The organism is Klebsiella sp. EMBS2024, from assembly GCF_036233805.1.
GTDB lineage: Bacteria > Pseudomonadota > Gammaproteobacteria > Enterobacterales > Enterobacteriaceae > Klebsiella > Klebsiella pneumoniae.
Genome location: NZ_JAZARW010000002.1, coordinates 54,528 through 56,140, shown reverse-complemented (window position 1 = coordinate 56,140; position 1,613 = coordinate 54,528). Strand labels below are relative to the sequence as shown.

At 51.8% G+C, this 1,613-nt stretch carries 2 protein-coding genes; both read right to left on the bottom strand.

Features of this window, described 5'->3' with window-relative positions; translation table 11 throughout:
* Nucleotides 1–296, bottom strand: a 296-nt coding sequence (gene arsC, locus VZP09_RS24490; RefSeq protein WP_328795519.1) for an arsenate reductase (glutaredoxin), incomplete at its 3' end; no start/stop codon positions are given.
* 12 nt (nt 297–308) lie between these two features.
* Nucleotides 309–1,598: an arsenite efflux transporter membrane subunit ArsB gene (gene arsB, locus VZP09_RS24485; RefSeq protein WP_004118136.1), complete on the bottom strand. Its 1,290-nt coding sequence runs from the start codon at nt 1,596–1,598 to the stop codon at nt 309–311.
* Nucleotides 1,599–1,613 lie beyond the last annotated feature (15 nt).

Genomic DNA, 1,613 nt, shown 5'->3' with positions numbered 1-1,613 from the left:
GTCACTACAATCGGACGGTTAATCAGAATCGGATGTTGCAGCATAAAGTCGATGAGCTGGTCGTCAGTAAATTTATCTTCTGCAAGACCCAGTTCCTCATACGGCTCGACATTCTTACGAAGCAACGCCCGGACGGAAATGCCCATATCTGCAATTAGTTTGACCAGCTCATCGCGTGAAGGTGGAGTCTCAAGATAAAGAATAACGGTCGGTTCAGTACCGCTGTTGCGGATCATCTCTAGCGTATTACGCGACGTGCCGCAGGCTGGGTTGTGATAGATGGTAATGTTGCTCATATCAGTATCTCATTACAAAGTGATAGAGAGACGTAGCGCCAGCGCGGCCAGCGTTACAAACAGCACAGGCAGAGTCATGACGATCCCGGTGCGGAAATAGTATCCCCAGGTGATGGTCATGTTCTTCTGTGAAAGGACATGCAGCCAGAGCAGCGTTGCCAGGCTACCAATAGGTGTAATTTTCGGTCCCAGATCGCAGCCAATCACGTTGGCATAAATCATCGCCTCTTTGATAACGCCTGTTGCAGTGCTGCCATCAATAGAGAGAGCACCAACCAGCACGGTAGGCATATTGTTCATTATGGAAGACAGGAAAGCCGTCAGGAAGCCGGTACCAAACGTCGCTGCCCAAAGTCCTTTATCTGCCAGCACGTTCAGTACACCGGAGAGGTATTCTGTTAGTCCGGCATTACGCAGACCATAGACCACCAGATACATTCCCAAAGAGAATATGACGATCTGCCATGGCGCACCGCGAAGCACTTTGCCAGTGTTAATGGCATGGCCTCGCTTCGCCACCGTAAACAGAATGACAGCCCCTACAGCAGCAATCGCGCTGACCGGGATACCCAACGGCTCAAGGACGAAAAAGCCAACCAGAAGAAGGCTCAACACTATCCAGCCGGTTCTGAAGGTTGCCAGATCTTTAATCGCTTTTGCCGGTGCTTTCAGAAGAGCCAGGTCGTAAGTCGGCGGAATATCTTCGCGGAAGAACAGATGCAGCATCACCAGCGTAGCGATAATAGCGGCAATATCCACCGGCACCATTACCGACGCATACTCAGTGAAGCCCAGTCCAAAGAAGTCCGCCGAGACGATATTCACCAGGTTCGACACGATAAGCGGCAGGCTGGCCGTATCGGCAATAAACCCGGCCGCCATGACGAATGCCAGCATGGTGCCTTTGCTGAACCCTAATGCCAGCAGCATGGCGATGACTATCGGCGTCAGAATAAGTGCCGCCCCATCGTTGGCAAACAGTGCCGCCACCGCTGCACCGAGCAGAACGATATACGTAAAGAGCAAACGGCCACGACCGTTACCCCAGCGCGAAACATGCAATGCCGCCCATTCGAAAAAGCCTGATTCATCAAGCAGCAGGCTGATAATAATCACGGCAATAAAGGTCGCCGTCGCGTTCCAGACAATATTCCACACCACCGGAATATCGCCCACATGCACAACGCCAGATATCAGAGCCAGTCCTGCGCCCAGCATTGCACTCCAGCCGATTCCTAATCCCTTTGGTTGCCAGATAACCAAAACAATGGTCAGGACAAAAATAGCGCCTGCCAGTAACATAAATCCTCCAGACAG